Source organism: Klebsiella sp. 141162, from assembly GCF_050600755.1.
Classification (GTDB): Bacteria; Pseudomonadota; Gammaproteobacteria; order Enterobacterales; family Enterobacteriaceae; genus Klebsiella; species Klebsiella aerogenes.
Map to the genome: position 1 here is coordinate 54,877 of NZ_JAQIRI010000005.1, position 26,402 is coordinate 81,278.

23 protein-coding genes and 2 pseudogenes are annotated in these 26,402 nt (G+C 54.9%); 9 read left to right on the plus strand and 16 right to left on the minus strand.

Annotation, left to right across the window (positions count from 1 at the left end):
* The first annotated feature begins 80 nt into the window (after window positions 1–80).
* Window positions 81–482, plus strand: a complete 402-nt coding sequence (locus tag PGR23_RS15375; protein WP_015705171.1) for a RidA family protein — start codon at window positions 81–83, stop codon at window positions 480–482.
* A gap of 955 nt (window positions 483–1,437) precedes the next feature.
* Here PGR23_RS15375 and PGR23_RS15380 read toward each other — a convergent pair.
* Window positions 1,438–2,010 carry a flavin reductase family protein gene (locus PGR23_RS15380; protein WP_047046604.1) on the minus strand — a complete coding sequence of 191 codons (573 nt, stop codon included), beginning with the start codon at window positions 2,008–2,010 and terminating at the stop codon, window positions 1,438–1,440.
* 129 nt (window positions 2,011–2,139) lie between these two features.
* Between PGR23_RS15380 and PGR23_RS15385 the strand changes: the two genes are divergently transcribed.
* The 3 genes from PGR23_RS15385 (at window position 2,140) to PGR23_RS15395 (ending at window position 4,787) form a co-directional block, all read left to right on the plus strand.
* Window positions 2,140–3,039, plus strand: a complete 900-nt coding sequence (locus tag PGR23_RS15385; protein ID WP_032709936.1) for a LysR family transcriptional regulator — start codon at window positions 2,140–2,142, stop codon at window positions 3,037–3,039.
* Between the two features lie 199 nt (window positions 3,040–3,238).
* Window positions 3,239–4,147 carry a LysR family transcriptional regulator gene (locus PGR23_RS15390; protein ID WP_032711470.1) on the plus strand — a complete coding sequence of 303 codons (909 nt, stop codon included), beginning with the start codon at window positions 3,239–3,241 and terminating at the stop codon, window positions 4,145–4,147.
* Between the two features lie 133 nt (window positions 4,148–4,280).
* Window positions 4,281–4,787 carry a polyketide cyclase gene (locus PGR23_RS15395; protein WP_045396209.1) on the plus strand — a complete coding sequence of 169 codons (507 nt, stop codon included), beginning with the start codon at window positions 4,281–4,283 and terminating at the stop codon, window positions 4,785–4,787.
* A gap of 266 nt (window positions 4,788–5,053) precedes the next feature.
* Here the strand turns inward: PGR23_RS15395 and PGR23_RS15400 are convergent, their stop codons facing one another.
* Both PGR23_RS15400 and PGR23_RS15405 read right to left on the minus strand, forming a co-directional pair.
* Window positions 5,054–6,082, minus strand: coding sequence for an alpha/beta hydrolase (locus PGR23_RS15400; protein WP_047046608.1), 1,029 nt, complete (start codon window positions 6,080–6,082; stop codon window positions 5,054–5,056).
* 13 nt (window positions 6,083–6,095) lie between these two features.
* Window positions 6,096–7,325: an MFS transporter gene (locus PGR23_RS15405; RefSeq protein ID WP_315710149.1), complete on the minus strand. Its 1,230-nt coding sequence runs from the start codon at window positions 7,323–7,325 to the stop codon at window positions 6,096–6,098.
* Window positions 7,326–7,620: 295 nt separating this feature from the next.
* Here PGR23_RS15405 and PGR23_RS15410 point away from each other — a divergent pair, with 295 nt between their 5' ends.
* The 3 genes from PGR23_RS15410 to PGR23_RS15420 all read left to right on the plus strand — a co-directional run bounded on the left by PGR23_RS15410 (window position 7,621) and on the right by PGR23_RS15420 (window position 10,066).
* Window positions 7,621–8,520, plus strand: coding sequence for a LysR family transcriptional regulator (locus PGR23_RS15410; RefSeq protein ID WP_045366971.1), 900 nt, complete (start codon window positions 7,621–7,623; stop codon window positions 8,518–8,520).
* Window positions 8,521–8,559: 39 nt separating this feature from the next.
* Window positions 8,560–9,249, plus strand: coding sequence for a helix-turn-helix transcriptional regulator (locus tag PGR23_RS15415; protein ID WP_315710146.1), 690 nt, complete (start codon window positions 8,560–8,562; stop codon window positions 9,247–9,249).
* A gap of 70 nt (window positions 9,250–9,319) precedes the next feature.
* Window positions 9,320–10,066 (plus strand): SDR family NAD(P)-dependent oxidoreductase, encoded by a 747-nt coding sequence (locus PGR23_RS15420; protein WP_315712766.1) that lies wholly within the window; start codon window positions 9,320–9,322, stop codon window positions 10,064–10,066.
* Window positions 10,067–10,144: 78 nt separating this feature from the next.
* Here the strand turns inward: PGR23_RS15420 and PGR23_RS15425 are convergent, their stop codons facing one another.
* Entirely contained in the window at window positions 10,145–11,308 is a 1,164-nt protein-coding gene (locus PGR23_RS15425; RefSeq protein WP_015366979.1) for a M20 aminoacylase family protein, read from the minus strand.
* 257 nt (window positions 11,309–11,565) lie between these two features.
* Here PGR23_RS15425 and PGR23_RS15430 point away from each other — a divergent pair, with 257 nt between their 5' ends.
* Window positions 11,566–12,765: an MFS transporter gene (locus tag PGR23_RS15430; protein WP_315710145.1), complete on the plus strand. Its 1,200-nt coding sequence runs from the start codon at window positions 11,566–11,568 to the stop codon at window positions 12,763–12,765.
* Between the two features lie 54 nt (window positions 12,766–12,819).
* Here PGR23_RS15430 and PGR23_RS15435 read toward each other — a convergent pair whose 3' ends face one another.
* The 8 genes and pseudogenes from PGR23_RS15435 to PGR23_RS15470 all read right to left on the minus strand — a co-directional run bounded on the left by PGR23_RS15435 (window position 12,820) and on the right by PGR23_RS15470 (window position 19,972).
* Window positions 12,820–13,542 (minus strand): amino acid ABC transporter ATP-binding protein, encoded by a 723-nt coding sequence (locus tag PGR23_RS15435; RefSeq protein ID WP_032715551.1) that lies wholly within the window; start codon window positions 13,540–13,542, stop codon window positions 12,820–12,822.
* Entirely contained in the window at window positions 13,529–14,293 is a 765-nt protein-coding gene (locus PGR23_RS15440; protein WP_020079062.1) for an amino acid ABC transporter permease, read from the minus strand. The genes PGR23_RS15435 and PGR23_RS15440 overlap by 14 nt, the downstream gene beginning before the upstream one ends.
* A gap of 63 nt (window positions 14,294–14,356) precedes the next feature.
* The gene (locus PGR23_RS15445) at window positions 14,357–15,124 is read right to left on the minus strand and encodes a basic amino acid ABC transporter substrate-binding protein (RefSeq protein ID WP_047046620.1); all 768 of its coding nucleotides are present in this window, start codon (window positions 15,122–15,124) and stop codon (window positions 14,357–14,359) included.
* 95 nt (window positions 15,125–15,219) lie between these two features.
* Window positions 15,220–16,147, minus strand: a pseudogene (locus PGR23_RS15450) (MurR/RpiR family transcriptional regulator); the annotation flags it as partial.
* A pseudogene (locus tag PGR23_RS15455) lies at window positions 16,116–17,068 on the minus strand (iron-siderophore ABC transporter substrate-binding protein). The pseudogenes PGR23_RS15450 and PGR23_RS15455, both read right to left, overlap by 32 nt.
* A gap of 11 nt (window positions 17,069–17,079) precedes the next feature.
* Window positions 17,080–18,132 carry a FecCD family ABC transporter permease gene (locus tag PGR23_RS15460; RefSeq protein WP_047046626.1) on the minus strand — a complete coding sequence of 351 codons (1,053 nt, stop codon included), beginning with the start codon at window positions 18,130–18,132 and terminating at the stop codon, window positions 17,080–17,082.
* Entirely contained in the window at window positions 18,129–19,154 is a 1,026-nt protein-coding gene (locus PGR23_RS15465) for a FecCD family ABC transporter permease (RefSeq protein ID WP_315710141.1), read from the minus strand. The genes PGR23_RS15460 and PGR23_RS15465 overlap by 4 nt, the downstream gene beginning before the upstream one ends.
* Window positions 19,151–19,972: an ABC transporter ATP-binding protein gene (locus PGR23_RS15470; RefSeq protein WP_315710140.1), complete on the minus strand. Its 822-nt coding sequence runs from the start codon at window positions 19,970–19,972 to the stop codon at window positions 19,151–19,153. The genes PGR23_RS15465 and PGR23_RS15470 overlap by 4 nt, the downstream gene beginning before the upstream one ends.
* A 505-nt stretch (window positions 19,973–20,477) precedes the next feature.
* On the opposite strand from PGR23_RS15470, the gene PGR23_RS15475 reads away from it, so the two are divergent.
* A complete protein-coding gene (locus tag PGR23_RS15475) occupies window positions 20,478–22,550 on the plus strand; it encodes a TonB-dependent siderophore receptor (protein ID WP_289576578.1) in 2,073 nt (690 codons plus the stop codon).
* 95 nt (window positions 22,551–22,645) lie between these two features.
* Here the strand turns inward: PGR23_RS15475 and PGR23_RS15480 are convergent, their stop codons facing one another.
* Genes PGR23_RS15480 through PGR23_RS15495 form a run of 4 tightly spaced genes read right to left on the minus strand, consistent with a single transcriptional unit; the run spans window position 22,646 to window position 26,400 of the window.
* Window positions 22,646–23,422, minus strand: a complete 777-nt coding sequence (locus PGR23_RS15480; protein ID WP_047046636.1) for an ABC transporter ATP-binding protein — start codon at window positions 23,420–23,422, stop codon at window positions 22,646–22,648.
* The gene (locus PGR23_RS15485) at window positions 23,416–24,411 is read right to left on the minus strand and encodes an ABC transporter permease (RefSeq protein WP_315710135.1); all 996 of its coding nucleotides are present in this window, start codon (window positions 24,409–24,411) and stop codon (window positions 23,416–23,418) included. The genes PGR23_RS15480 and PGR23_RS15485 overlap by 7 nt, the downstream gene beginning before the upstream one ends.
* Window positions 24,392–25,429 carry an ABC transporter substrate-binding protein gene (locus tag PGR23_RS15490; protein ID WP_045396161.1) on the minus strand — a complete coding sequence of 346 codons (1,038 nt, stop codon included), beginning with the start codon at window positions 25,427–25,429 and terminating at the stop codon, window positions 24,392–24,394. Before PGR23_RS15490 ends, PGR23_RS15485 begins: the two co-directional genes overlap by 20 nt.
* Window positions 25,426–26,400 (minus strand): ABC transporter substrate-binding protein, encoded by a 975-nt coding sequence (locus tag PGR23_RS15495; RefSeq protein WP_047046645.1) that lies wholly within the window; start codon window positions 26,398–26,400, stop codon window positions 25,426–25,428. The genes PGR23_RS15490 and PGR23_RS15495 overlap by 4 nt, the downstream gene beginning before the upstream one ends.
* Window positions 26,401–26,402 lie beyond the last annotated feature (2 nt).

A 26,402-nucleotide genomic window follows, 5' to 3' on the forward strand; every position in this document is an offset into this window, starting at 1 on the left:
TTAAGTTTACATACACTGCGTATATTAATTGATTTATTTATGTCACGCACGGCTTCACACATCCGAAAAAAGGATACGTTATGAACCAACCGAAACCTGTTTTCCCGGCGAATCGCCACGCTCTCTATGAGAAGCATGGTTATTCTGCTGCGATCCGCTCTGGTGATTTACTGTTTGTATCCGGTCAGGTGGGTAGCCGGGAAGATGGTAGTCCTGAGCCCGACTTTGCAACGCAGGTAGAACGTGCCTTTGAAAACCTCAAGGCCACTCTTACCGCCGCAGGATGTTCGTTTGAAGATCTTATCGATGTGACAACCTTTCATACCGATCCGGAGAGTCAGTTTTCAACCATTATGCAGGTGAAACAAACCGTTTTTCCGAAGCCGCCATATCCCAACTGGACAGCCGTGGGGGTTAACTGGCTGGCGGGATTTGATTTTGAGATAAAGGTTATCGCCCGGATTCCGGAACATCAGCTTTAAAAACTTCACACACAGATATCACGAGCTCCGATATCTGTGTGTAAACCCGCCACCAGGTCAGCTAAGTCTGGCTTCGGCATTCACTTCATCCAATCGAGTGAATATTTTCTTTTTTTAAGCTCTGCAGTCAGCTCTTGCACATGTTTCAACGTGATATGGTATTTCGCTATAATGCCCCTGAGACTCATACGAATCCATTCCATATCGATATGACACTTTTTACCCCCTTTTCATATGGTCAGGGTGCAATTTGCTCTACACAGGTAAACTATTATCCTTCTGGGCTTCTGGGTATTGACGAAACAGCGCTAAATATTCAATTTTTCCACAGGTGCTCAAACCGCCTATATACAACTGACCTGCCCTCAGCGGCTTAGATTGTTTTATTGTGCCCGGATTCTGTGCTCTGCTGTAATAAGGCCGTCGTATGGGTGTACGTGGTTTTGATCTCTGTTTAATATATGAAACTCAAAAGCAGGAGTTATGATAAAAGTACAACGGTACTTATCCCCTCTCCTCAAACTATTGATGGTTACAGCCAGGATAAAGCGGATACCTTGCCGAGATACAGCGAGCGAAAATAGAGCCATCAGGTGCTGTCATCCCGCATCAGTCAGGACAAATTAGATGCCATTTATTATTGAGATCAAGAGGTTATCTCTGGCACGGAGTGGACGGATTCACTGAGCAGAAAGGCCACTGTGAGCGAAGAGCTGTCATGCTTACCTATGGAACAGGTTCTCAATGGTGGCATCACTTAATAATGAAGGGAAGCAAGCCAACGAATCAGCACAGGAAAGCCCATTATACACGTGTATAATGGGCTTTCCTGTTATGACAAGGCGAACTTAGCTGGAGGTCCGCAGTGAACGAGAAGCGGACATCTTAATTATTTTTTTATGCTACTACCTCAATGTAGCCATGTTATATGGCTACATTGAGACAGAGGTAAGGATTAGTCTTTTCCTGGACCATAATTAAATTTTGTACCTTTGCCAATGGCGTAAAACTGTCCGCCAGCTACGTAATGGACAGTACGTAATTCATCAGGCGCATCATCAAAAATCCAGTGCCCATTTCTGAAAACGCGGTCATCGCTCCATGCTCCGACAATTTCCCCCATGAACAAGTTGTGCTGCTTTTCATTTTCTTCATTGGGTATGACCTTACAGACTAGCCAACCAACGCAACCTTCAACTAAAGGCAGATCAAACTCTTTCTGATAAAACAGTGGAATTTTACTGTTTTTATCGGGTGTGTCAGAATAACTGTTGCCCCCAGCATATAAAACCATTTCCATCTGATTTACTACTGGGATCTGGACAACGTAATATCCGCTTTTTTCTACAAGCCCACGAGTAAATGCCTGTGGACCTATAAAAGCCATCACTTTGTTATTGCCTATTAATCCCACCCAAGCCGCTGCCATGACATTTTCAATGCCATCATTTTTAGCCGATATCATTGTTGTTGGCCCGATCTGCAATAAACGATAGGCTTTGTTTAACTCTACTGGTTGAATTGACATAATTTACTCTTTTGAGTTCTGATAAAAAATTAAGACAGGTTACTTATTTGATTGTTCGATTATATGACTGGAATAGTTGCAAATTAATTGCTATTATCAAAATACATTATTGCAATTTTCACAACAATCATGAACAAACTTGATGCTCTAAAGTTTTTTATCATCGCCTCTGATACCCTGAACTTCCGCGAAGCAGCAACCAAGCTGTCGGTTTCACCATCAGTAGTCACGCGGACAGTCGCTGAGCTGGAGAAACAACTTGGTGAACCTCTTTTCAAACGCAATACTCGTTCGATCTTTCTCACCAGTTTCGGCGAGCTATTTTTACCCCAAGCGAAGCGACTGCTGGAGGATTCTGAAAAACTATTTCAGACGGCGAAAGATGATAATGAAATGAAGGGTATTGTTCGTATCACATTACTTCGATTTCCAAATCATGAACAAATATTGTATGAACTATTGACTGCACTACGTCCCTATCCTGAGTTATTTATCGACTGGCGTTTAGATATGATGAAACTTGATACTATAGAGCATCGTATCGATATAGGTATACGCGTAGGGCGAGAACCTAATCCTAACTTTATCATTAAAAACATCGGGCAAGTTGAACATATTTTAGTCTCATCCCCTGAACTCATTGCACGCCTGGGAGCACCAACTGATTTAGAAGATCTTCGGCAGCGTTATCCATTTAGTGGTTTAATTAACCCTGATACAGGAAAATTATTTGAGTTTATGAGTGACGCAGTGAATACTTTTGTCCCTCGTCATATCGAGTTTTATACAACAGACCCATACGCCGAAATTCAGGCTGCCTTGGCCGGGAAAACAGTTGTACAATCCAGCGATTTTATTTGTAGGGAGTACTTAACAAGCGGCCAACTTGTTCCCCCACTGCCAGAACTGCGACAGGAGAAATGGCAATTCTATTTATATCGGCCTTACCAGCTGATTACTCCAAAAAGGGTGACGGTCGTTTTCTCGCTATTAGAAAAAATATTACGCAAATATTTCGCATCAAAATAACATTCTCCTCAACGTCCGCCTCTGGCACGGAGCGGACAAACTCAGGTCTGCCGTAAGCGAAGAGCGGATTTATCTTTACAAAGGTTACCAGCCAAAACTAAAAGATCATCAAAAGGAAAACACTCATAAACCTTCTAGACAACCTTTTCCCGAGCATTTAGCCTGAATTAAAATTTTATATCTGTCAGGCTACTTCACTATGAAAAATGATATGAGAACCCTCGACCTTAACCTTCTTAAGGCCCTTGATGCATTACTGGATGAAGGAAGCGTGACCCGGGCTGCGCAGCGCCTCTCCCTGACACAACCTGCCGTCAGTGGCATGCTTATTCGCTTGCGTGATTATTTTGACGATCCCCTCTTTGTTCGCACCAGTCACGGTATGGTTCCCACAATGCGGGCCACCGAACTTTCTATGCCGGTGAAACAAATACTCACCGATATCGCTATCATGCTGAAACCAAAGCAATTTGATCCTATGGCGGCGGAGCTGACTTATACCATCGTAGCAACGGACTATGCACTTAAGGCTGTTGTCGTTCCGTTGATGGCTGAGCTAAAACAACGTGCACCGAATATTAAAATCGCCGTGCGGCCCGTGGACAATGAGCGAATGTATCAGCAGTTGTCTCGGGGTGAAGTTGATCTGGCTTTGATAACACCGCAAACAACCCCCGAAGACCTGCATGGAAGAGCGCTCTATGAAGAAGATTATGTCTGCGTAGCACGACGTCATCATCCTCTGGCAGCGAGTTCGGAAATGACGCTCGAACAATTTTGCAAACAGGAACATATTTTGGTGTCATCAGAAGGTAACTTCACCGGTGTTACAGATGAAGCACTGGCTAAGCTCAGTCTGACACGACGAGTAGGCATGTCAGTTAACAGTTTTCAGGTGATACCTGATATATTGCAAGTGACTGATATGATTGCAGTTGTACCTCACCGCATGGTCTTGACTAACAACGATCTCATCATTCTCCCTTTGCCCCTGAAAGTACCCGGCTTTACCAAGAGCATGGCCTGGCATGAGCGAACCCATCGTGACCCAAGTCATCAGTGGATTCGTGCTTTATGCGCAGAAGTAAGCCAACATCCCGCGCCCTGATATAATTTATCTTATTAAGAATATAAGTAATGACAATTCGCCTTATAACTCCATTGCACCAATAATCACTGTCATCACGTTACTGCCGTAATGACACACGCAGTACACTCAACTATAGCAATTGGAGAAATTTATGAACGCGATTAACTGGCCTGAAGGCTTTATTCCGGGTTTTACCGATAACTTTGTTTCTAATGAAATGATCATCTCAGGTCTGAACGTCAATGATGTCTGGCCGCTCCTGTGTCAGCCACTGCTATGGCCGGAATACTATAAAAATTCCGCCGATGTGCGCTTTTATGACAACAAAGGTCCAGAATTGGAAAATGGGGTTCGCTTCTACTTCAGCACGTTTGGTTTCCCAGTTGAAGCTCAGGTTGTGGAGTTTGTTCCACCTGCTGAGGGTAAACCTGCTCGCCTGGCATGGCACGGATGGGCCGGTGAAAAAGATACCGCTCAACGACTCGATGTCCATCATGCGTGGCTACTGGAGGATCTTTCCGGTCATAGGGTCCGTATCCTAACGCAGGAAACACAGAACGGAGTCCCGGCAAAAGATCTGGCCAATACCCGCCCGAACCCAATGCTTAATGGTCATCAGGAATGGCTTGACGGCCTGATTCGAGCAGCAAAGAAATAATAAACCGCTTTCCACAGTCATATCACTGAGGCTGCACTTCCCCGCAGCCTCAAGAATATTTGCCCGTTTGCTATGGCACTTGATTACAGGTAAATCATGTAACCCCCGCAAGTGACACCACACAGCCATCTCTGTAATGTCCCCTCCTGGCACTACACAGACATTTCAACTCTCAGTGATGCGGCAGCATTTTGTCCTTTTGCTTAAATTACGCCCCACTACCGACCCGAAGGCCGGTAGCTGTTGATACAACCCATTTCCACGCGTTATTTCAGGTTGTTGCGGAAAAAGTCCGTCAGCTTGTCGAAGGGGATCACGTCCGTGCGGTCATACAGATCGACGTGCCCTGCCCCCGGAACGACATACAGCTCTTTAGGCTGACCGGCGCGTTTAAAGGCGTCCTCGCTGAACTCTTTTGAATGGGCTTGGTCACCGGTAATAAAGAGCATCGGACGCGGCGAAATGGTTTCAATATCATTGAAAGGATAGAAGTTCATAAACTTACCGATACTGCTCAGCATCGGTTTTGTCGTCAGTTCCTCTTTCTCGCCCTGCGGGGTATAACCGCCGCGTTCGGTACGGTAGAAATCAAAGAACTCGCGCTGAATTTCCGGCGTGGAAGCGTCCAGCTTATTCACAGTGCCCGGAATGTATGCTTTCTCTCCTCCTTTGAACTCGGCAAACCGCTGCTCAATGGCCGACTGGATAAAGGCCTTACGCTGTTCCAGCGTCTGGGAGTGGTTAAGGCCGTTACGAAACGCGGCGCCCATGTCATACATACTGACGGTGGCGATAGCTTTCATACGCGGGTCAATTTTCGCGGCGCTGATGACAAAACTTCCGCTACCGCAGATGCCCAGCACGCCGATATTTTCTGGATCAATAAACGATTGTGTACTGAGGTAATCCACCGCCGCGCTGAAATCATCCGCGTAGATTTCTGGTGAAATCAGGTGCCCCGGCTTGCCTTCGCTTTCCCCCCAGAACGAGAGATCGATCGCCAGCGTAACAAACCCCTGCTCCGCCAGCTTCTGCGCGTATAGGTTTGCGCTTTGTTCCTTGACCGCGCCCATTGGATGACCAACGACGATCGCCGGGTTTTTGGCGTTCTGATTTAACGTTTTCGGGACAAACAGATTGCCAACCACGTTCATTTGATACTGATTTTTAAAAGTGACTTTCTGCTGCGTCACTTTTTCGCTTTTATAAAAGTTATCAGCGCCTCTGGACATATCCGCCGCCGAGGCGGCAAATGCGCTGATGAACATTCCCAGGGCTAACGCAAATTTATTCATGATAGTTTCCTTGTCAGGACGAGTGTGATGAAAGACCATCGGCAGACGCGTCTGCACGTGAGGTCAGGAAAATCAGTACGGTTGCGATAATCAACATCGCGGCGCTGGCCAGAAAGGTGCTCTGGTAGCCATGATGGTCGAACAGCAGGCCCCCCACGGTGGATCCCAGCGCAATGGACAATTGCACCATCGCCACCATCAGCCCGCCGCCCGCTTCGGCATTTTGGGGGAACGTGCGTGGAACCCATGCCCACCATCCCACGGGCGCGGCGGTTGAAATAAACCCCCACAGCCCGAGCAAGGCCGTCACGATGGCTGCCTGGCTGCCAAACGCGATCAGAGCCAGCGCGACGATCGCCATCAGCACGGGAATCGCCATTAGCGTCGAGTAGAATCCGCGCTTCAATACCCGGCCAATCAGCGTGGTGCCGATGAAACCCGCCATCCCGATAACCAGCAGGATGAGAGTCACCGCTGAGGCGTCTACCTTCGTGACCGTCTCAAGGAAAGGTCTGATATAGGTAAAGAGCGTGAACTGTCCCATAAAGAAGATCCCCACACCGAGCATGCCCAACGTGACCACCCGGCGGCGTAACAGTGTGAAGACGTTGCCGGCCCCCGCTGGCTGGCGGGTAACCGGCATCGAGGGCAGGCTGAGCAGTTGCCAGATAAACGCGACGATGGCGACGGGTAACAGGCACAAAAAGGCCCCCCGCCAGCCGATGACGGAACCCAGCCAGCTGCCCAGAGGCGCGGCCACAACGGTTGCCAGCGCGTTGCCGCTGTTAAAAATGGCCAGGGCCAGCGGAACACGGTGCACCGGCACCAGACGCATCGCTGTTGCCGCCGACATCGACCAGAACCCACCGACCACGATGCCAATCAGGGCCCGGCCGGTCATATAGGTCAGGTAATTAGGTGCCATCGCAATGACGCCCCCCGAAAGTGCCATGATGCACGTCAGGCCAAGCAGCAGGTTTTTCCGGTTAAGCGTGCCTGCCAGTCGGGAAATAAACAGGCTGGTCACCACCGCAAACGCGCCGGAAATAGCGATCCCCTGCCCGGCCATGCCTTCGGTGACGTTTAGGGAGTGCGCCATCGATGTCAGAAGGCTGACCGGCATAAACTCGGAGGCGATCAGGGCGAAGACGCACAGCGTCATAGCAAACACGCCGCCCCAGTGCGCCTGTTGTTTTTCACTTGCTCCGTTCTGGTTTTTGGTTTCAGTTTTCTGATTACGCATTTAGCCTTTCTTTTCTGTTGATAATGGGATGCCCTTCCCCTTCTGAAACGGCGACGTGGGGGATAAGCGCGTGAGTTAAAGAGAACGATGGATATGGAAGGCGCGACGGCTCAATCCGCAGCCCTGAGCCCGGCAGAGAGGAGCATCAGCGGTGTCGTTTTACGGTGAGCATTTTACATCTCGTTTAGCGTTGACTTTTTCATCGCATTATTGTTACCAATAGGCAGCGGTGAAACTAGCTAATGAATGCTTAATAGCTTTATAAGTAAAATTTATAAATAGCCCGGAAACCAATATGGCAAGACGCAACCTCAACGATTTACTCTCTTTCGTCACCGTGGCGCGGGAAGGCAGCTTCACGCGTGCCGCCGCGCAGCTTGGCGTGACCCAGCCTGCGCTGAGCCAGGCGATTTCCGGGCTGGAAGAGCGAATGCAAATCCGCCTGCTGACGCGGACCACCCGCAGTGTGTCCCCGACGGCGGCCGGGGAACGCCTGTTGCAATCGGTGGGCCATCGTATTGATGAGATAGAGGCTGAGCTGGACATGCTGACTGAACTGCGGGACAAGCCTGCAGGAATCGTCCGCATCACCTGCGGGCCGAACGTGCTGAAAACGACCCTGCTACCCAAGCTGGCGCCGCTGCTCCGCGAATATCCGGATATTCATATTGAGTTCGATGCTAATCACGGATTCCGGGACATCGTGGCGGATCGGTTTGATGCGGGCGTGCGACTTGGCGATACGATTGATAAAGATATGATAGCGATGCCAATCGGCCCGAAACTGCGCATGGCAGCAGCCGCTTCGCCAGATTATTTCGCACGATACCCGGTGCCGAAAACGCCTCATGATCTGACGCAGCATCAGTGTATTAATATGCGCATGGTTCGCTCCGGCGGGATTTATGTCTGGGAATTCGATCGCGAGGGAGGAGAGTTGAAGGTCCGGGTTAATGGACAGTTGACGTTTAACACGTCGGATCATGTTGTCGACGCCGCCCTGGCAGGGTTAGGCATCGCCTTTTTACCTGAAGAGGAATTCGGCTCACACATCAGAGAAGGTCGTCTCGTACGCGTGCTTGAGTCCTGGTGTCATCCTTTTCCGGGCTACTATCTTTATTATCCCAGCCGCAAACAGCCTTCCCCAGCCTTCTCACTCGTTGTTGATGCGCTGCGCATGAACGGGAAACTTTAGGTTTAAGATTTTTTCGCTGTATCAGGATGGACTTATCAAATGACCAGAACAGAGAGGCTTCTCGAGTTACTACAGATATTAAGGGCGCAAAGATATCCCATCACGGCATCCGCGCTCTCAGAAAGATTAGGAATAAGCGTGCGCTCGCTTTATAGAGATATAAAAACGCTACAGGATCAAGGGGTTCGCATTGAAGGTGGGGCCGGTATTGGTTATATCGTCAAGTCTGATTTTCATTTGCCGCCCTTAAATCTTTCTCATGAAGAAATCAATGCTATTACCCTTGGGCTAAACTGGGTATCTCATAACACAGATGATGATTTCAAAAATACAGCAAGGAATGCGCTTGCCAAAATACACGCCGTCATTCCTGATGAATTAAAAAACCTTATCGAAAGCCAATCCTATTTGATCGGCCCTGCAGAAAGCAATGAGGTATTTTTCAAAGACATTCGTAGCGCTATTAAAAAGCAAAGGAAAATCAAAATAAAATATTGTGACAAGAAAGGCGCTTACTCTTCTCGTGTTATATGGCCCATCGGATTGGCATATATGCAGTCATGTTGGCTTTTGGTCGCATGGTGCGAAATGAGAAATGATTTTCGTCACTTTAGAACTGATCAAATTGCAGAGATGGCACAACTGGACTCTATCTACAAGGAAAGCCGGACGGCTTTATTGAAAAAATGGAGAATAAAAGAAAGGATCGACGAGGCAAAAGAGTACTGACAAAAACTGTCACAGCGATTTTGTATACTCCCCCAGATGCAAGACTCAATACTACGTCATAGGGGGAATGATGAATTTCCAGAATAAAGTTGCTGTCATCACAGGAAGCACGACAGGGATAGGTGAGGCAGTCGCAGAGCAATTACACCAACATGGGGCTAAGGTCGTTATTGTCTCCCGCTCGCCAGAGCAGGCCATCCAAAAAGCGAAACAATTATCTTCACAGGGGCAACAGGCGCTGGGGATCGGATGCGATGTGTCACAACCCGAGCAAGTAGAGAAAATGATCGCTAAAGTTATCAAACATTTTGGCAGACTTGATTATGCTGTAAATAATGCGGGCATCACAGGTGAACATGGTAAAAATATAACAGAGCAGACGGTTGAAAACTGGGATAAAGTTATTGCCACTTCATTGAGCGGCGTTTTTTACTGCCTAAAATACGAAATACCTGCAATGATGAAGTCTGGCGGTTCTATCATTAATTTATCTGCAGTAAATGGTCTGGTTGGCATTCCAGGATTAGCGCCTTACACCGTGGCTAAACACGGTATCATCGGTTTGACCCAAACCGCAGCATTAGAGTTTGCAACGCAAGGCATTCGAATCAATGCCGTCGCTCCGGGCTATGTCCAAACGCCACGAATGAGTGAATTTCCTGACAATATCGTACGTAGTTTCGCCAATAGCCACCCTATGAAGAGGATGGCAAAAATGCGGGAAATAGCAGACTTCATACTGTTTTTGCTGTCAGAAAATGCGGCGTTCTGTACCGGCGGCGTTTATCCCATCGATGGAGGTTATTTAGCTGAGTGAACTCCCCTCGAGGCTTTTTAAACTGCAAAATGTTGGCGCCCGGAGACCCTTGACCCGCTTTCCGCGGCGCACGATAACTTAGCCCTGCCCGGCAGGTAGCAGCGATTCCACCAGCGCCGTCCACAGCGCCACGCCGGGCGCCAGCAGATCGTCGTTAAAATCGTAGCTGGCATTGTGTAGCGGCCTGGAGGGCGTCTCGCCGTCTGTCCCTATCCAGAAATAGGCGCCGGGACACACTTCCAGCATGCAGGCAAAATCCTCCGACGCCATGGAAGGATTGATCTGCCAGCGCACCGCGGCTTCGCCGAGCTCGGCCTGCGCCACCTCGCGCACCTTCAGCGCCTGTTGCGCATCATTTTTGGTCACCGGATAGCCCGGATACCACGCAATCTGACCGTCAACGTCGGAAACCTGCGGCTGCGTATGCACGTACTGCTCAATCAGGTTTTTTACCCGCTCGCGCACCGTATTGCTCAGGCAGCGAAAAGTCCCGCGCAGCACCACGCGGTCCGGCAGCACGTTGATCGCCTCACCGCCGTTGATCTGGGTAATGCTGACCACCGCGGAATCCTGCGGCGACAGGCGGCGCGACGGAATCGTCTGCAGCGCCATAATCAGCTGGGCGGCGGCGACGATAGGGTCGGCGCCGCTTTCCGGCATCGCCGCATGACAGCTTTTACCGGTGAGCGTTATCTCGAAGGCGTCAAGCGAGGCCATCATTGCCCCGGGATTCACCGCCACATGCCCCAGCGGCAAGCCTGGCCAGTTGTGCAACGCGTAAATGGCGTCCATCGGGAAGCGCTCGAACAACCCCTCTTCCACCATTTTGCGCGCGCCGCCGAGGTTCTCCTCCGCGGGCTGAAAGACAAAATGCACGGTGCCGCCAAAGTTGCGGGTCTGGGCAAGGTGCGCGGCGGCAGCCAACAGCATGGCGGTGTGGCCGTCATGACCGCAGGCATGCATCACGCCAGCACGACGCGAACGATATTCCACCGTCCCCTGTTCAGCGATCGGTAGCGCATCCATATCGGCGCGCAGGCCAATCACCGGCCCCGGGCCGTTCTCAAGCGTCGCGACCACCCCGGTACCGGCCAGCCCGACATGCACCTGCAGGCCGAACGAAGCCAGTAGCCCGGCGACCCGACGCGAGGTCTCCTGCTCCTGGTACCCGAGCTCCGGATGAGCATGAAAATCGCGACGCCAGCCGATAGCTTCGGCAATCAGTGAAGACGATACCGCCATGTCCTGTTCCTTTCATTACTGAATGAGTAGTCCCCGTCCTGCTGCTTCCAGGCGGCACCCTTCGTTATATCCTTTCGCCCCCGCGGCTGACAACTTCAGCGATGATGATTTTTGTCTATTCACCAGCGGATCGTTTTATCAATATCAAAAATAGTAGCTATTTCAGCGGTGACTTCCGTCAGCTGATTAATTATCATGCAGACTGGTCGGCGTCTTGCCGGATTATCCACCTGCAACCTTCCGTTATCGGGAATACAATGTTTAACCCAGACCAGAATCGCCTGGCCCCCACGCTGGCGATGATCATGGCCGCTTCACTTGTGGGATTTATCACCGGCTATACGGTGCCATTAATCAGCCTTGAGCTGGCGCAGCAGCAAGTTGCTCCGCTTTATGTCGGCCTGCTGGCCGCGCTGCCGCCCGCTGGAATGATGCTCTCTTCTTTTCTTTCTCCCGCGATGTGCCGTCGTTTTGAAATGGGCGCGTTGCTCAGCGTTAGCCTGATCCTGCTGGCGTTGGCGACCATCGCCTCCTGCATGACCACCGACATGACGCTGCTGCTGGTGCCGCGCCTGCTGACCGGCCTCGCCTCCGGCGTCATTATCGTATTGGGGGAAAGCTGGATAACCGGCGGCGCGGCGGGCAGTAATCGCGCGACTCTCACCGGCATCTATGCCTCGGCCTTTACCGGCTGCCAGCTCGCCGGCCCGCTGCTTATCTCCGTCGGCCCCGCCTGGCAACACACGGCGCTGATGGCGATTGTCGCCATTACCGCCGTCTGCCTGCTGATGCTGCGTCATCTGCCGCGCGGCAGTCGCGAAAGCCTTGCCGAGCGCGCCAGCTGGCGTAGCCTGGGGGCTTTCCTGCCGGTCCTGGCCTCTGGGGTATTCTGCTTTGCCTTCTTCGACGCCAGTATTCTCGCGCTACTGCCGCTGTACGGCATTGATAAAGGTTTAAATGAAACGATGGCGGTACTGCTGGTCACCGTCGTCCTCACCGGCGACGCCATGTTTCAGGCGCCGCTGGGCTGGGTTGCCGACCGCTTCGGCATCCGTCGCGTGCATCTTATCTGCGCGGTTGTCTTTAGCCTGTCGCTACTGGCGCTGCCGTTTATGCTCGCCTCGCGCGTACAGCTGATGGCTATCTGCCTGCTGCTCGGCGCCGCGGCGGGGGCGCTTTATACCCTGTCGCTGGTGCGGGCGGGTAAAACCTTTAGCGGGCAAAAGTTAATCATGATTAACGCCCTGTTTGGCTTTTTCTGGTCCTCCGGTAGCGTGGCCGGGCCGATTGTCAGCGGCATGCTGATTGGCGTCTCCGGCTACGACGGCTTGATCATCACCCTGTTCGCCAGCGGCGTGCTGTTCCTGCTTATCCAGTGCCTTAGCAAGAATGAAAAAACGCTGCTCGCCAATGAGCAGGAAGAAGACATGGAAGAGGCTACCGAGACCGCGCAATAGTGGGCGTTGTTGATAACGGGCAGGCGGGACTCCACCTGCCCGTTTTGCTTATGGCTACAGCACCTTACTGAGGAAGGCGGCGGTGCGTGGATTGGTCGGCGCGCTAAAGATCTGCGCCGGTTTGCCCTCTTCCTGAATCACCCCCTGATCGATGAAAATCACCCGGTCAGCCACTTCTCGGGCAAAGCCCATTTCGTGGGTCACGATTACCATCGTCATCCCTTCGCTGGCGAGATTTTTCATCACTTCGAGCACATCCCCTACCAGTTCCGGATCCAGCGCTGACGTGGGCTCATCAAACAGCATAATCGACGGCTTCATTGCCAGCGCGCGGGCAATCGCTACCCGCTGCTGCTGACCGCCGGAGAGGCTGGAAGGCCAGGCATCGCGCTTATCGCTGAGGCCCACTTTCGCCAGCAAGGCATCCGCCAGGTCGACCGCCTGCTGGCGCGGCATGTTGCGCAGATTCATCGGCGCCATCAGCAGGTTTTCCAGCACCGTCATATGCGGGAACAGGTTAAAGCGCTGGAACACCATGCCAACGCTTTCGCGCATCTTGTTGAGGTCGGTCGTCCGGTCATGGGCGGCAAAGCCATTGACCACCACTTCGCCTTCGCTCACGGTTTCCAGCGCGTTCATGCAGCGCAGAAAGGTGCTTTTGCCGGAGCCGGAGGGCCCGATAATGCACACCACTTCCTGCGGTTTAATATCGCAGCTGATGCCGCGCAGTACGTGGCTATCGCCAAAGCGCTTATGTAAGTTATTAATGTGAATCACTTTTGCCAAACCTCTTTTCCAGACGGTTAACCAGCTGCGCCAGCAGGAAGGTAATCACCCAATAGACCAGCGAGATAGTCAGGTAGGGTTCCCAGTAGGTGGCGTAAGCGCCGGAGACGGTTCGCGCCGCGTAGGCCAGATCGGCAAGCCCGATCGCCGAGGCCAGCGATGAGTCTTTAACAATAGCGATAGCGTTGTTGCCAAGCGGCGGCAGAATGCGGCGAAACGCCTGCGGCAGGATCACTTTACGCATGGTTTTCCACCACGGCATACCCAGCGCGCGCGAAGCTTCCATCTGCCCTTTATCGATAGACTGGATGCCAGCGCGGAAAATCTCCGACACGTAGGCCCCGGCGTTAAGGGTAATCGCCACGATACAGGAGAGAAACGCGCCGTAGTTAGAACGCAGTTCGCGGGCAAAATCGGCGCTCATTATCCCGCTGGTGACCAGCAGGCCATCGCGCGGGTTAATAAACAGCGGCACCAGCGCAAAGTGTACCACCATGATCTGCACAAACAGCGGCGTACCGCGGAAGGCGCTGACGTAGAAGCGTACCGGAAACTGCACCAGATAACGCAGAATATATTTCCATGGCCCGTGCTCGGCCTTCGCCATCCGCCCCAGTCCAAGCGTTAACCCCCACAGCGTCCCGAGGATCACGCAGATAATGGTACATTTAATCGTCATCAAGGCGCCGTCCATAAACAGCGGGCCGTACTCCTCGATGATCTCCCAACGGAATCCCGTCATAGTCCTTCCCTAAAAAAATACGGCCATCGCCTGAGCGACAGCCGCGGTCACTGAAAAATGGTGTTATTGCGCAGGCAGCGTCGGTACGTTGTCATCGAACCAGGTTTTATAGATTTTGGCGTAGGTGCCGTCGGCAACGATTTTCTGCAAACCGGCGTTGATTTTGCCCAGCAGTTCACTGTTACCTTTAGCGACGGCGATACCGAAATACTGGCGCTCAAATTTAGCGTCAGGCACCAGCTTGAACTGCTTTTCCGGGTGCTGCTTGATGTAGTATTTTACTACCCCGACGTCGCCTACCGCGGCGCTGACGCCATCCTCAAACAGCTCCTGCAGCATCAGCGGCGTATTGTCGAAGCGCTTAATGGAGGTGCTGTTTTTACCCAGTTCCTGCGAAACCACAATATCGCCGGTGCTGGAGTTCACCACCCCAACTTTCTCGTTTTTCAACGCCGCCAGCGAGTTCACTTTTGAACCTTCCGGCACCACAATCGACTGCTCGGCCGGGAAGTACGGCGTAGAGAAATCCACCATCTGTTTGCGTTTATCGGTGATAGTAATACCCGAGATGATAATGTCGCGATCGCCGGTGCCCAGGGTGGCGAAAATGCCCTCCCAGGGGGTGTTGACCAGCTTCACGTCAAAACCTTCGGCCCTGGCGATGGCTTTGATGATATCGATATCAAAGCCTTCCAGCTGTTTTTGACTATTTTCGAATTCAAAGGGACGGTAGGTGCCGCCGGAGCCGACGGTATAGGTTTCCGCAGCCGCCTGTCCGGCTGCCGCCAGCGCGGCCATCATGAAACACGCTTTGAGCAAATTCTTGACCATGAGATATCCTTTTTATGCATTTATTTTGCATAAAAATACACATACTTAGCATGGCATGCAACCGGAAAGCATCCGGATAGTGAATTATCTTTTGTTCAACCGCGTTGACCACCTGATTTGCCGATGGCTCGATGCAATTCATTGATTCGCTTCATTGATTTGACCGTCTTTTGCGGCGCGGTCGAGGCGACGGACAGCACGATCATCTCAAGGCAAATCAGCACGGTGCCGTGCAGCGGCACCCGCCCGTTATCGCCGCCGCGCGGAACATCAATCACCACCTGCGCCAGTTGACTGAAGCGCGAATCCAGCGCCTGGGTGAGTAATATCGTCGGGATCCCCAGCCGCTGCGCCTCGCGCAATGTGGTCATGCCCTCCCGATGCGGTGATTTTTGCCCCATCATAATCAGCACATCGCCGCGCTGCAGGCTAATCAACTGCTCGGCAAGACTGAAGCCGGTACGGTTGAGGGTACAGGCAGGTAAGCCAATACGATTAAACAGACGCGCGGTGTACTCGGCGAGGATCCCCGACGCCCCGATGCCAAATATCGCCACCTGACGCGCATCGCCCAGTAGCGCCACCGCCTGGGCTACCGCCGCGCGATTATCGGCACGCGATAGCACCTCACAGGCGCGTTGATGACCATCCAGCACAAAATCGATGCTGGAATTGACATCACAGGAGAGCGCCCCCACCGTCGAGCGCATCTTTTCCGACGAGGTCGCTGACGGCCCGAACCAGCGCGCCATGGTCTCTTTTAACTCGCGCAGCCCGGCAAAACCCAATGCCTGAATCGCCCTCACCACGGTGGCATCGGAGGTGTGGGTGGCGGTGGCTATCTCCATTGCCGTGCGTTCCAGCACCACTTCACGATTATCATTGATGTAGTTTGCCACCTCGCGTAAACGGGGCGAAAGCTGGTGCGCGCGAGCGCGAAAGCGCTCGCCAAACAGATCGACTCTGCCCTTCTCTTTTTTCACCCCTGCTTTCATTTCGCCCCCGCTGGAATCGGCCGTCCGGCGATGTGCGACTGCACCTGAGCCACCATCAGCGTCAATGCGGCGTACGAATTAGAAATAACCTCTTCGCGCGGCAGCAAAATATAGCGGCCGGTTCGGCAGGCGCGCATAAAGTCACACCAGCCGGGCATGACCGCCTCCATGGCCTTTAGCTCATCCTGCGGCTTACCGCCGGTGTCCGAACGCCAGGTGGCGAAGACAAAATCGGCATCCAGCTCCGGTAGCTGTTCGGCGCTGACGTCGATTCGCTGGCCATCGGGGATCTTGTCGATCAACGGCGGGAAGCGGAACCCGGCGTCGCGCAGAACCCGCCCCAGCGCGTGATACGAGTGGTGTACCGTCACCTTGCCGTTATTCGCCTGAATCACCGACACTCGGTACTGCTGCGGGTCGACCGTGGCCTTTAGCTGTTTAATTTGTTCCTGATAACGACGTTCAAGCACCGCCAGCCGGGCCTGGCTGCCGGTGAGCTGCGCCAGTTTGCGGTAAATCAGCGGCGCGCTGCCCTGCAGGTGATCGATACTGACCGTCGGCGCGATTTTCGCCAGCTGCTCCACCGAGACATGGCGGCTGGGCTCGGTAATAATCAGATCCGGCTTCGCCGCGGCCACGGCTTCAAGGTCAATATCGGCGGTGCCAATAAAGCGAATATCGCTATTGTCGAAATCGACGCCGGTTAACTGAGCGCTCGAGCGCAGGTAATGGCTGCCGTCAGGGCGCGTGCGGCCATGGCTGGCCACCGGCGGCACCCCAAGCTCGATCAGCGGGATGGTAATATCGAGATCGTGCATCGAAACGATACGCTGCGGATGCAGCGGTACGCTCACCGTACGACCTAAATCGTCGGTGAAGGTTTGCGAATCGACAGCCGCGGCAGCGCCCGCGCACAGCACCAGCAGAGAAACGAACCAACGCATAACAATCCTTTTTGATTTACAGGGCGTCACGGCGACGCCAAAGCAGAGCAATAAAAAATGGGCACCCTACCAGCGCAATGACAATCCCCGCCGGGATCTGCAGCGGCGCAAACGCCAGCCGCCCCAGCGTATCGGTTGCCAGCACCAGCAACGCGCCAATCAGCGCGCTGCCGCAGAGCAGCGCCACCTGACCGCCGCGCAGGACGAAGCGCGCCATATGCGGCGCCATCAGACCGACAAAACCCAGACTGCCAACGCAGGAAACGCTGGCAGAGGTCAGCAGCACGGGGGCGAAGAAACGCAGTAACGTGAGCTGGGGCAAACGCACGCCAAGACCGATGGCGGTACTGTCGCCAAGCAGCGCCACATCCGCCGCGCGGGCAGTGCAGAACAGAATCAGTGCGCCAGGCAGCGCCCAGCAAAACGCCACCGCCAGCAGCGGCCAGCTCGCCGCGTGCAGGCTGCCGGAGAGCCAGATCATCGCCGTCTGTACATCGCGTACGTCGGCGGTGGTCATAAAAATGCCAACCGCTGCCGCCAGCGTCCACGACACGCCAATGCCAATCAAAATAAAGCGCGGACGTGAACAATCGCGCGCCAGCGCCAGCACCAACAGCGCCACCAGCACGCCGCCGAGCATTCCCGCCAGCGGTCGCCACGCCAGCCCTACGGCCGGAAAAAACAGAATTAGCGCCAGCACGACAATGCAGGCGCCCTCTTTGACGCCAATCAGGCCGGGGTCCGCCAGACCGTTACGGGTAATGCTCTGCATCGCCGCCCCGGCCAGCCCAAGCATGGCGCCGCACAGCAGCGCCATCAAAATTCGCGGCAGGCGGATGTCAAACAGGATAAAACGCTGCTGCTCGCCAATCTGCTCCGGCGCCAGCAGCGCACGCGCCCATGTCGAAGATGGCAGCGGGAAGCTGCCTCGGCTGAGGCTGTAGAGCCCGAGAGCCAGCAAAAGCAGCAGGATGAAGGCGGCAATTTTTAATGAAGCCGGGCGCAACAACAGATGCCTTGAAGCAAAACCCAGTGGCCGAAATCCGGCGCGGTGAACGGCGCGTTTCATTTAAAAAACCTCGCGGCGATAAAGATAAATAGCGGTGCGCCCACCAGCGCGGTCATCGCCCCGGTCGCCAGTTCCTGCGGCGCGACGAGGGTACGGGCGGCGATATCCGCCAACACCAGCACCAGCGCCCCGACCGGCGCCGCCAGCGGTAACGCCAGACGAATATCTTGCGTTATCAGACGGCGCACTACGTGCGGCACCACCAGCCCGACGAACCCAATTGGCCCGGCGACCGCCACCGCCGCGCCGCACAGCAGCGCGATAGCGACCAGCCCCAACAGTCGGGTCTGCACCAGATTCACCCCCAGCCCCAGCGCCACTTTATCGCCCAGCGCCAGCACGTTCAGGCGTGGCGCGAGAAGCAGCGCCAGTCCCATGCCAGAAAGCGCCGGCACCAGCGCCGCCTGTAGGCTAGCCCAGTTCAACCCGGACAGATCGCCGGCAAGCCAGGTGCGCATCGCCAGCAGCGTTTGTTCATCAAGAATTAATATCGCCGCCGTCACCGCCGAGGCAAACGCCGAGAGCGCCACGCCGCATAGCGTAATGCGCAGCGGCGTCGCCCCGCCGCGCCCGGCAGCGGCCAGCGCCATCACCCCGCCGAACAGCAGCGCCGCGCCACAGGCGGCGGTTAGCGGGCGTGCCGCCGGAAAATCGCCGAGAGAGAGGCCCAGCGCCGAGGTCGCGACCACCGCCAGCGAGGCGCCGGCGTTAAGCCCAAGAATATGCGGTTCGCCAAGCGGGTTGCGGATCACCGTCTGCAGCAGCACCCCGGCTACGCCGAGCGCCGCGCCGGTCACCAGCGCCGCCGCCAGCCGAACCAGACGTAAATCAACAATAATACGGTGATCGAAGTTCCGCGGATCGTACTCGAGCAGCGCCTGCAGGACCGTTTGCGGCGCGATCCAGCGGGCGCCTAAACCAAGATGAACCAGCGAACCGGCGATAAGCATCAGGGTTAATAGCAGCAATGCCAGCCGCGGACGGGTACGACGCCGCGTGGCGTACAGCACGGAGGCGCTCATCGGGCAACGGCCTGGGGTGCGCGAAACGGCATAAAGAAAGGTTTGCCGGTTTGCGGATTGATTGACATCTGCACATCAACATCAAAGACGTTTTTAATCAGTTCGGGGCTGCAGATTTCCTGTTCTGAAATGGTCCCGGCTATCCGCCCCTTTTTGAGAAATACCAGCAGGTCGGCATAGTTCACCGCAAAGTTCAGGTCGTGAAGCACCGTCACTACCGTACGACCATGTTCGCGGGTCAAGCTTTGCAGCAGTTCAAGAATATCTACCTGATAGCGCAGGTCGAGCCAGGTGGTTGGCTCATCCAGTAAAATGGTTTTCGTCTGCTGGGCCAGCGCCATCGCTATCCAGCAGCGCTGGCGCTGGCCACCGGAAAGGCTATCGACCGGCAGATGGGCGAATTCGGCGGTGCCGGTTAATTGCAGCGCCTCTTCCACCGCCTGTTCATCGGCTGCAGACCACTGGCGCATCAGCCCCTGCCACGGATAGCGCCCGCGCGATACCAGTTCAAACACCGTGAGCCCTTCCGGCGTCAGCGGCGATTGCGGCAGGATCCCCAGCTGGCGGGAGACCGCTTTGGTCGGCATTTCGTGGATGGTCTTTCCGTCCAGACGCACGCAGCCGCCGAGCGGTTTTAGCATCCGGGCGATGGTCGATAATAGCGTTGATTTGCCTGAGCCGTTGGCCCCGGCAAGCACCGTCATTTTACCGCTGGGGATCGTCAGGTTAATGTCATCGACGATAAGCGTCTGGCCATATCCGGCCGACAGGGATTCCAGGACGATCCCCTTTTCTGCAGGGTTTACCCGCTGTGGCATAACTCGCTCCTGCGCCGCAGCGTTCCGGCATCAGCCCTCGACGTTCTGCAGTCAAATCAAAATAAATCTCATTCTCTTTTGATCATGAAGGGGATGAATGTAGTAGTCAATACTGTGCTTCTTGTTGTTATCGTTACGTTCACTACCCCGCGGCGACACAAAATGAATTTTATGAATAGTATTTATAATCAATAAAATAAAAGCATCTCACTACCTACGACAGGCTGCGAAATCGTGCTTTTCTTCTGCGACGATTTTTTATCTTACATAACATTTACTACTACATTTCTTCGTGTTTGAATGATTCTCAATTACATATCTGAAGGCGCGTTCAGACGCTTAACAGATAGGTTTTATTTTCAGGGCAATGATTTTATTGGCTTTATCTGACCGCAAAGGCAGATTCGTTCACGAGAAACAGATAATGACTCAACCCCATGTCGCCTGCAGGACGTTGCAAGGGCGCGCGCTTTTTTCGCTTCTTTTTTTAGCCTCACCGGGATTAATGGCCGCAGAAAATAACGCGGCAAATAATACAAAAGACGCCGAGGACACCATTACCGTGGTAGCTGAGGGCCGCCAGCAGAACGCCACCAGCGGCTATCAGCCACTGAGTTCATCTACGGCGACATTGACCTCAATGCCGCTGTTGGATATTCCGCAGGTGGTGAATACCGTCAGCGACCGGGTGCTGGAAGAGCAGCACGCCACCTCGTTGGATGAAGCGTTGTATAACGTCGCCAACGTGGTGCAGACCAATACCCTCGGCGGTACCCAGGATGCCTTTACCCGCCGCGGCTTTGGCGCCAATCGCGACGGTTCTATCATGACCAACGGCCTGCGCACCGTTCTGCCGCGCAGCTTTAACGCCGCGACCGAACGGGTGGAAGTTCTGAAAGGCCCGGCCTCGACGCTGTACGGTATTCTCGACCCCGGCGGACTGATTAACGTTGTCACCAAACGCCCCGAGCGCCAGTTCTCTGGTTCGGTTTCCGCCACCTCCAGCAGTTTTGGCGGCGGCACGGGTAGCTTCGACGTGACCGGTCCGATAGAAGGGACTCGTCTGGCCTATCGACTGATCGGCGAATATCAAAATGAAGATTACTGGCGTAATTTCGGCAAGAACAAAAGCAGCTTTATCGCCCCTTCCCTGAGCTGGTTTGGCGATAGCGCGACTATTACCGCTTCGTATTCACATCGCGATTACAGCGCTCCTTTTGACCGCGGCACCATTTTCGATCTCAATACTGGCCACGCGGTCAACGTCGACCGTAAAACCCGTTTCGATGAAGCCTTTAATATCACCGATGGTTATTCCGATATTGCCCAATTGAATGCCGAGTATCGACTTAACAGCGCCTGGACCGCGCGCTTTGATTACAGCTACAGCCAGGATCACTACAACGATAATCAGGCCAGGGTGATGGCCTATGATTCTGCGACCGGCAACCTGACCCGCCGGGTCGACGGTACCCATGGCTCAACGCAAAAAATGCATTCCACCCGCGCCGATCTACAAGGCAATGTGGTAATCGGCGGCTTTTATAATGAAGTGCTGACCGGCGTCGCCTATGAGAATTACGATCTGCTGCGTACCGATATGCTGCGTTGTAAGAACGTGAAAGGCTTTAATATTTATCATCCGGTTTACGGCACTCTCGATACCTGTAATACCGTCTCCGCTGCCGATAGCGATCAGCGTATCAAACAGGAGAGCTACGCAACCTATCTGCAGGACGCCCTGTATCTGACCGACAACTGGATTGCCGTGGCCGGCGTACGCTACCAGTATTACACCCAGTATGCCGGGAAAGGCCGACCGTTTAACGTCAATACCGATAGCCGCGATGAGAAATGGACGCCGAAGGCAGGCCTGGTCTACAAGGTAACGCCAAACGTGTCGCTGTTTGCTAACGTCGCTCAATCGTTTATGCCGCAGTCGTCGATTGCCAGCTACATCGGCGAACTGCCGCCGGAAGAGTCCACCTCTTACGAAGTCGGCGCCAAATTCGACCTGTTAGAGGGTATTACCGCCAATATCGCATTATTTGATATTCATAAACGTAACGTGCTGTATACCGAAAGTATCGGCGACGAGACGGTGGCGAAGACCGCGGGTAAGGTTCGCTCGCGCGGCGTGGAGGTGGATCTGGCGGGCTCGCTCACCGATAACCTCAGCATCATCGCCAGCTACGGCTATACCGATGCTAAAGTGCTGGAAGATCCTGATTATGCCGGTAAACCGCTACCGAACGTGCCAAAACATACCGGTTCGCTGTTCCTGACCTATGACATTCATAACGTCTATAACAGCAACACCCTGACCGTTGGCGGCGGCGGCCACGCGGTCAGCAAACGGTCCGGCACCAACGGCGCGGATTATTATCTGCAGGGCTATGCGGTGGCCGACGTCTTCGCGGCTTACAAAATGAAGCTGCAGTATCCGGTAACGCTACAGGTGAATGTGAAGAACCTGTTTGATAAGACCTATTACACCTCGTCAATCGGCACCAATAATCTCGGCAACCAGATTGGCGACCCGCGTGAAGTGCAGTTTACGGTGAAAATGGATTTTTAAACCTTGCCCTGCCCCGGATAGCGGCGCGCTGCGCCTTATCCGGGCTACTTCTCCCCAACCCCTGCTGCGGGGAAATACCGGACAACGCACCTGGCTTACCAATCCTCTTCCTGGCCGAGGATACGCAAAATATCCTGCCGATGCTGCAATAACAGCGGATTGTCGCGATGGCGGGGAAACGCCAGCGGCAGCGTAAACTCAGCGATAATGCGCCCCGGCCGCGGCGACATCACCAGCACTCTCTCGCATAGCAGCAGCGCTTCTTCGATATCATGAGTGACCAGCAGGCTGGTATAACCCTGCTGCTGCCATAGCGCAATCAGTTCGCGCTGCATGCTGATGCGGGTGAGCGAATCCAGCTTACCCAGCGGCTCATCAAGCAGCAGTAAACGCGGTTCATTGAGCAACGCGCGCGCCAGCGCCGCACGCTGCGCCATCCCGCCGGAAAGCTGCCGCGGCCACGCCTCGCTGAACGCCTGCAGCCCGATGCGCGAAATCAGCGCGTCGGCCTTCGGCTCCAGCCCCTTTTTCCCCTGCGCCTGCGGCCCCAGCAGCACGTTCTGCCGCACCGTCAGCCACGGATAAAGCGTCGGGTCCTGGAAAACGAGGATCCGTTCCGGCCCCGGTCCGCCCATCGCCGCATCGTCAATCTCAATATACCCGCTTTGCTGTGGCTCCAGCCCCGCCAGCAGGCGCAGCAGCGTCGATTTACCGCATCCTGAAGGGCCAAGCAGCGCAACGCTCTCGCCTGGCCGCAGCTGCAGGCTGATATTTTCCAGCACCGGCACCGTCTGTTTGCCCAACGTAAACGCATGATGAAGATGACCTACCGCCACCGCCGCGCCGGTCGAAATTGTCTGGGCACTTACCATTGCATCCCTCCGCGCTGCCAGCTCAGCAGCCGATCGCGAATCATAAATAGCCCGCTAATCAGGCCGGAACATAACAACGCCATCACGAATAGCGCCGCGTACATATTCGGATAGGCCGCCCAGCCCTGCGCCCACTGTAGATAAAAACCGATCCCGGATTTGACGCCGACCATTTCGGCGACAATCAGCACCGAAAACGACGCGCCAAGCCCCATAAACAAGCCGACAAACACGTTCGGCAGCGCGGCGGGGATCGCCACGTGCAGGATCAGAAATCGCTGGCTGGCTCCCAGCGTTCGCGCCACGTCATACCACGCTTTATCGATACCGATGACCCCGGACCAGGTCAATACCGTGACCGGGAACCAGGTGCTGAGCGCAATCAAAAACACGCTGGCGCCGAAGCTTGAAGGAAAGATAAACAGGCATAGCGGCAGCAGCGCGGTGGAAGGCACCGGCCCCAGCAGGCGTAAAATCGGATGCACCCAATAACCAATACGCTGAGACCAGCCAATCGCCAGCCCGCTGATAAACCCGCAGCTGGTGCCAAGCAGCACTCCGAGCCCGAGTAGCCCCAGCGAATGCAACAGGCTATCAAGCAGCCGCGGCCAGTCATCGTGCAGCACTTCAACCAGCGCCTGCGGCGGAGCGAAAAACGGCACCGGCAACAACGCCGTTTTGGCCGTCAGCCCTTCCCATAGCGCAAAGAGCACCGGCAGCAGCGCCAGCCATTTCCCGGCACGCTGCAAACGCGCCCCCCGCTGGCGCCAGTAACGGTAACTCAGCGTCAGTAACAGCAGGCCGCCGCCGAGAGTGAACTGCGCCAGCGCCCACTCCTCGCTAAACGGCCAGCGCCGACCAGCATCGGGCCAGGCCTGCGTGAACAGGCCGCCCAGCAGCCATAGCGCGGCGGCAAACCCGCCCTCCGTCCAGAGCAGAGCGCCGGGCCCCGGTCGGGCGAGCGCGCGATCAGGCGAAAACGTTGACATAAATACTCTCCGCAAACTGATGAGGATCGGTTCCCGGTTTGATGACCTGTACCCGCTGCAGATCCACGGCATACTGCGTCAGCTCTTTAACAAAAGCCTCGCCCACCGCATGATGGCCGTGCCCCTGGCCGTGAAGAATGCCGCTCACCTCCGCTTCGTTAGTGTTTAGCGCATGGGCGAGAAAAGATTGCGCCACGCTTTCCGGGTGCGCGGCGGCATAACTGTGCGCTTCCAGAATCGCCTGGGTAAGCGCGGCCGCCGCCGGTTTATGATCGCGCGCAAGGGAGCCGCTGACGCCCAGCACGCAGCAGCTAAGGTTGGCGTAATCGCCGGTCATATTGCTGGCGATTAGCTGATATTTGCCGGTTTCCAGCAGGCGATAGCTGAAGGGTTCGCTGCCGCTGATGGCGGCGATTTCGCGTTTATCCAGCGCCACGCTGAGCAGGTCGGCCGGATAGACTTTCCACTGCACATCGCTAATCGGGTCGATACCGTGGCGTTTCAGCAAGATGGCGAAGAAGTTTTTATCCGGCCCGGCCATATCGGTGACGCCAATGGTTTGCCCTTTCAGACTCTCCAGCGCGCTAAAAGGCGAGTTTTTGGCCGTCAGCAGATTCAGGCAGCCGCCGTGCGTCCCGGCGGTGAGCTTGACATCAAAGCCCTGCTCCAGCGCCTTCAGCCAGCGTAGCGCCATGCCGACCCCGGCGTCGGCCTTGCCGGTGGCAATCGCTTCCAGCAGGACATCCGTCGAGTTACCGAAGTTAACAAACTCAACGTCGAGATTATATTTACTAAAAATCTTCTGCTGCTCCGCGACGGCGACCGGCGCCAGGCACACCGCGCTTTTGTTGATCGCCAGCTTGATTTTGTAAGGCTGCGCCAGACGCAGCGCCGGATATTCATCGCCGCTCGCCATCTCCGCCATATCGTGAGCCCATAGCGGCGCAGACGCCCCGGCCAGCGCCAGACCGCCGGTAAACTGTAAGAAACGACGACGGGTAAAACGTGTGGTCATCATGGCGCCGCCTCCGCATGAACCGGCGCGACGGGCACGCTGAAACCGTTATCAAATGTCGGCGTTACATCGAGCTTTGCGCGAATGAGGCCGTTGGCAAGATAAAAGTCCGCCGTCGACTGCTGCTGGGCGACCGTCGGCGCGTCCAGCCGCTGCCACTGCGACTGGCGGTTGGCAAACTGCGCGCGGGCGATCTCCGCCGGGAAGCGAATGATCTCCCCCAGCGTTTTGCCATAGCTATCGAGATTGGCATAAGCCCAACGCTCGGCGCCGGCCAGTCGGGTGAGATAATCCTGAAGCGCCGCGCGCTTTTGCGGATCCTTCAGCGCATTATCGGTGGCGGCCAGGAAAGTATTACCCGGCAGCAGCCCTTTGCCGCTCACCAGAATCTGCCCTTCGGCGGTTTTCACCAACTGCGTGGTATAGGGCTCCCAGGTTGCCCAGGCATCTACCGAACCGTTAAGCAGCGCGACTTTCGCATCCACCGGGCCAAGGAATACCCACTGCACATCCTTCGGCGAAATCCCCGCCTGCTCCAGCGCTTTCAGCGCCACAAAATGGCCAATCGATCCTTTACCGGTGGCAATGCGTTTACCTTTTAGATCCGACGCGCTTTTTAACGCGCTGCCGGGCGGCACCAGCACGGCGGTCCCCGCCGGGTTGCTCTTATCGACGGCAATCGCTTTTACCGGCGCGCCGTTCGCCAGCGCGAACAGCAGCGGCGCATCGCCGATAATCCCCACGTCAACCGCGCCGGCGTTGAGCGCTTCAGCCAGCGGCGCGGCGGCAGGAAACTCGGCCCATTTAATATCGTAAGCGAGGTTTTGCAAGGCGTTAGCAGCTTCCAGTTGCGACCGCATGCCGCCTTTTTGATCGGCAATTCGCAGGGTGATTCTTTCCTGAGCCGCAACATAGCCGCTCAGCGTCAATAGCATTAGCGCCCCGGCTATGCGGGTAAAATGAGGTATGCGCATCT

Excerpts from the sequence above, each read along its gene's own strand:
- PGR23_RS15420 (WP_315712766.1), top strand. The coding sequence starts at position 9,320 with ATGAATTTCCAGAATAAAGTTGCTGTCATCACAGGAAGCACGACAGGG.
- PGR23_RS15405 (WP_315710149.1), bottom strand. The coding sequence starts at position 7,325 with ATGCGTAATCAGAAAACTGAAACCAAAAACCAGAACGGAGCAAGTGAA.
- PGR23_RS15460 (WP_047046626.1), bottom strand. The coding sequence starts at position 18,132 with ATGAAACGCGCCGTTCACCGCGCCGGATTTCGGCCACTGGGTTTTGCT.
- PGR23_RS15425 (WP_015366979.1), bottom strand. The coding sequence starts at position 11,308 with ATGGCGGTATCGTCTTCACTGATTGCCGAAGCTATCGGCTGGCGTCGC.
- PGR23_RS15445 (WP_047046620.1), bottom strand. The coding sequence starts at position 15,124 with ATGGTCAAGAATTTGCTCAAAGCGTGTTTCATGATGGCCGCGCTGGCG.
- PGR23_RS15400 (WP_047046608.1), bottom strand. The coding sequence starts at position 6,082 with ATGAATAAATTTGCGTTAGCCCTGGGAATGTTCATCAGCGCATTTGCC.
- PGR23_RS15415 (WP_315710146.1), top strand. The coding sequence starts at position 8,560 with ATGACCAGAACAGAGAGGCTTCTCGAGTTACTACAGATATTAAGGGCG.
- PGR23_RS15485 (WP_315710135.1), bottom strand. The coding sequence starts at position 24,411 with ATGTCAACGTTTTCGCCTGATCGCGCGCTCGCCCGACCGGGGCCCGGC.
- PGR23_RS15440 (WP_020079062.1), bottom strand. The coding sequence starts at position 14,293 with ATGACGGGATTCCGTTGGGAGATCATCGAGGAGTACGGCCCGCTGTTT.
- PGR23_RS15495 (WP_047046645.1), bottom strand. The coding sequence starts at position 26,400 with ATGCGCATACCTCATTTTACCCGCATAGCCGGGGCGCTAATGCTATTG.
- PGR23_RS15390 (WP_032711470.1), top strand. The coding sequence starts at position 3,239 with ATGAAAAATGATATGAGAACCCTCGACCTTAACCTTCTTAAGGCCCTT.
- PGR23_RS15380 (WP_047046604.1), bottom strand. The coding sequence starts at position 2,010 with ATGTCAATTCAACCAGTAGAGTTAAACAAAGCCTATCGTTTATTGCAG.
- PGR23_RS15430 (WP_315710145.1), top strand. The coding sequence starts at position 11,566 with ATGTTTAACCCAGACCAGAATCGCCTGGCCCCCACGCTGGCGATGATC.
- PGR23_RS15410 (WP_045366971.1), top strand. The coding sequence starts at position 7,621 with ATGGCAAGACGCAACCTCAACGATTTACTCTCTTTCGTCACCGTGGCG.
- PGR23_RS15465 (WP_315710141.1), bottom strand. The coding sequence starts at position 19,154 with ATGAGCGCCTCCGTGCTGTACGCCACGCGGCGTCGTACCCGTCCGCGG.
- PGR23_RS15395 (WP_045396209.1), top strand. The coding sequence starts at position 4,281 with ATGAACGCGATTAACTGGCCTGAAGGCTTTATTCCGGGTTTTACCGAT.
- PGR23_RS15385 (WP_032709936.1), top strand. The coding sequence starts at position 2,140 with ATGAACAAACTTGATGCTCTAAAGTTTTTTATCATCGCCTCTGATACC.
- PGR23_RS15470 (WP_315710140.1), bottom strand. The coding sequence starts at position 19,972 with ATGCCACAGCGGGTAAACCCTGCAGAAAAGGGGATCGTCCTGGAATCC.
- PGR23_RS15375 (WP_015705171.1), top strand. The coding sequence starts at position 81 with ATGAACCAACCGAAACCTGTTTTCCCGGCGAATCGCCACGCTCTCTAT.
- PGR23_RS15475 (WP_289576578.1), top strand. The coding sequence starts at position 20,478 with ATGGCCGCAGAAAATAACGCGGCAAATAATACAAAAGACGCCGAGGAC.
- PGR23_RS15480 (WP_047046636.1), bottom strand. The coding sequence starts at position 23,422 with ATGGTAAGTGCCCAGACAATTTCGACCGGCGCGGCGGTGGCGGTAGGT.
- PGR23_RS15490 (WP_045396161.1), bottom strand. The coding sequence starts at position 25,429 with ATGATGACCACACGTTTTACCCGTCGTCGTTTCTTACAGTTTACCGGC.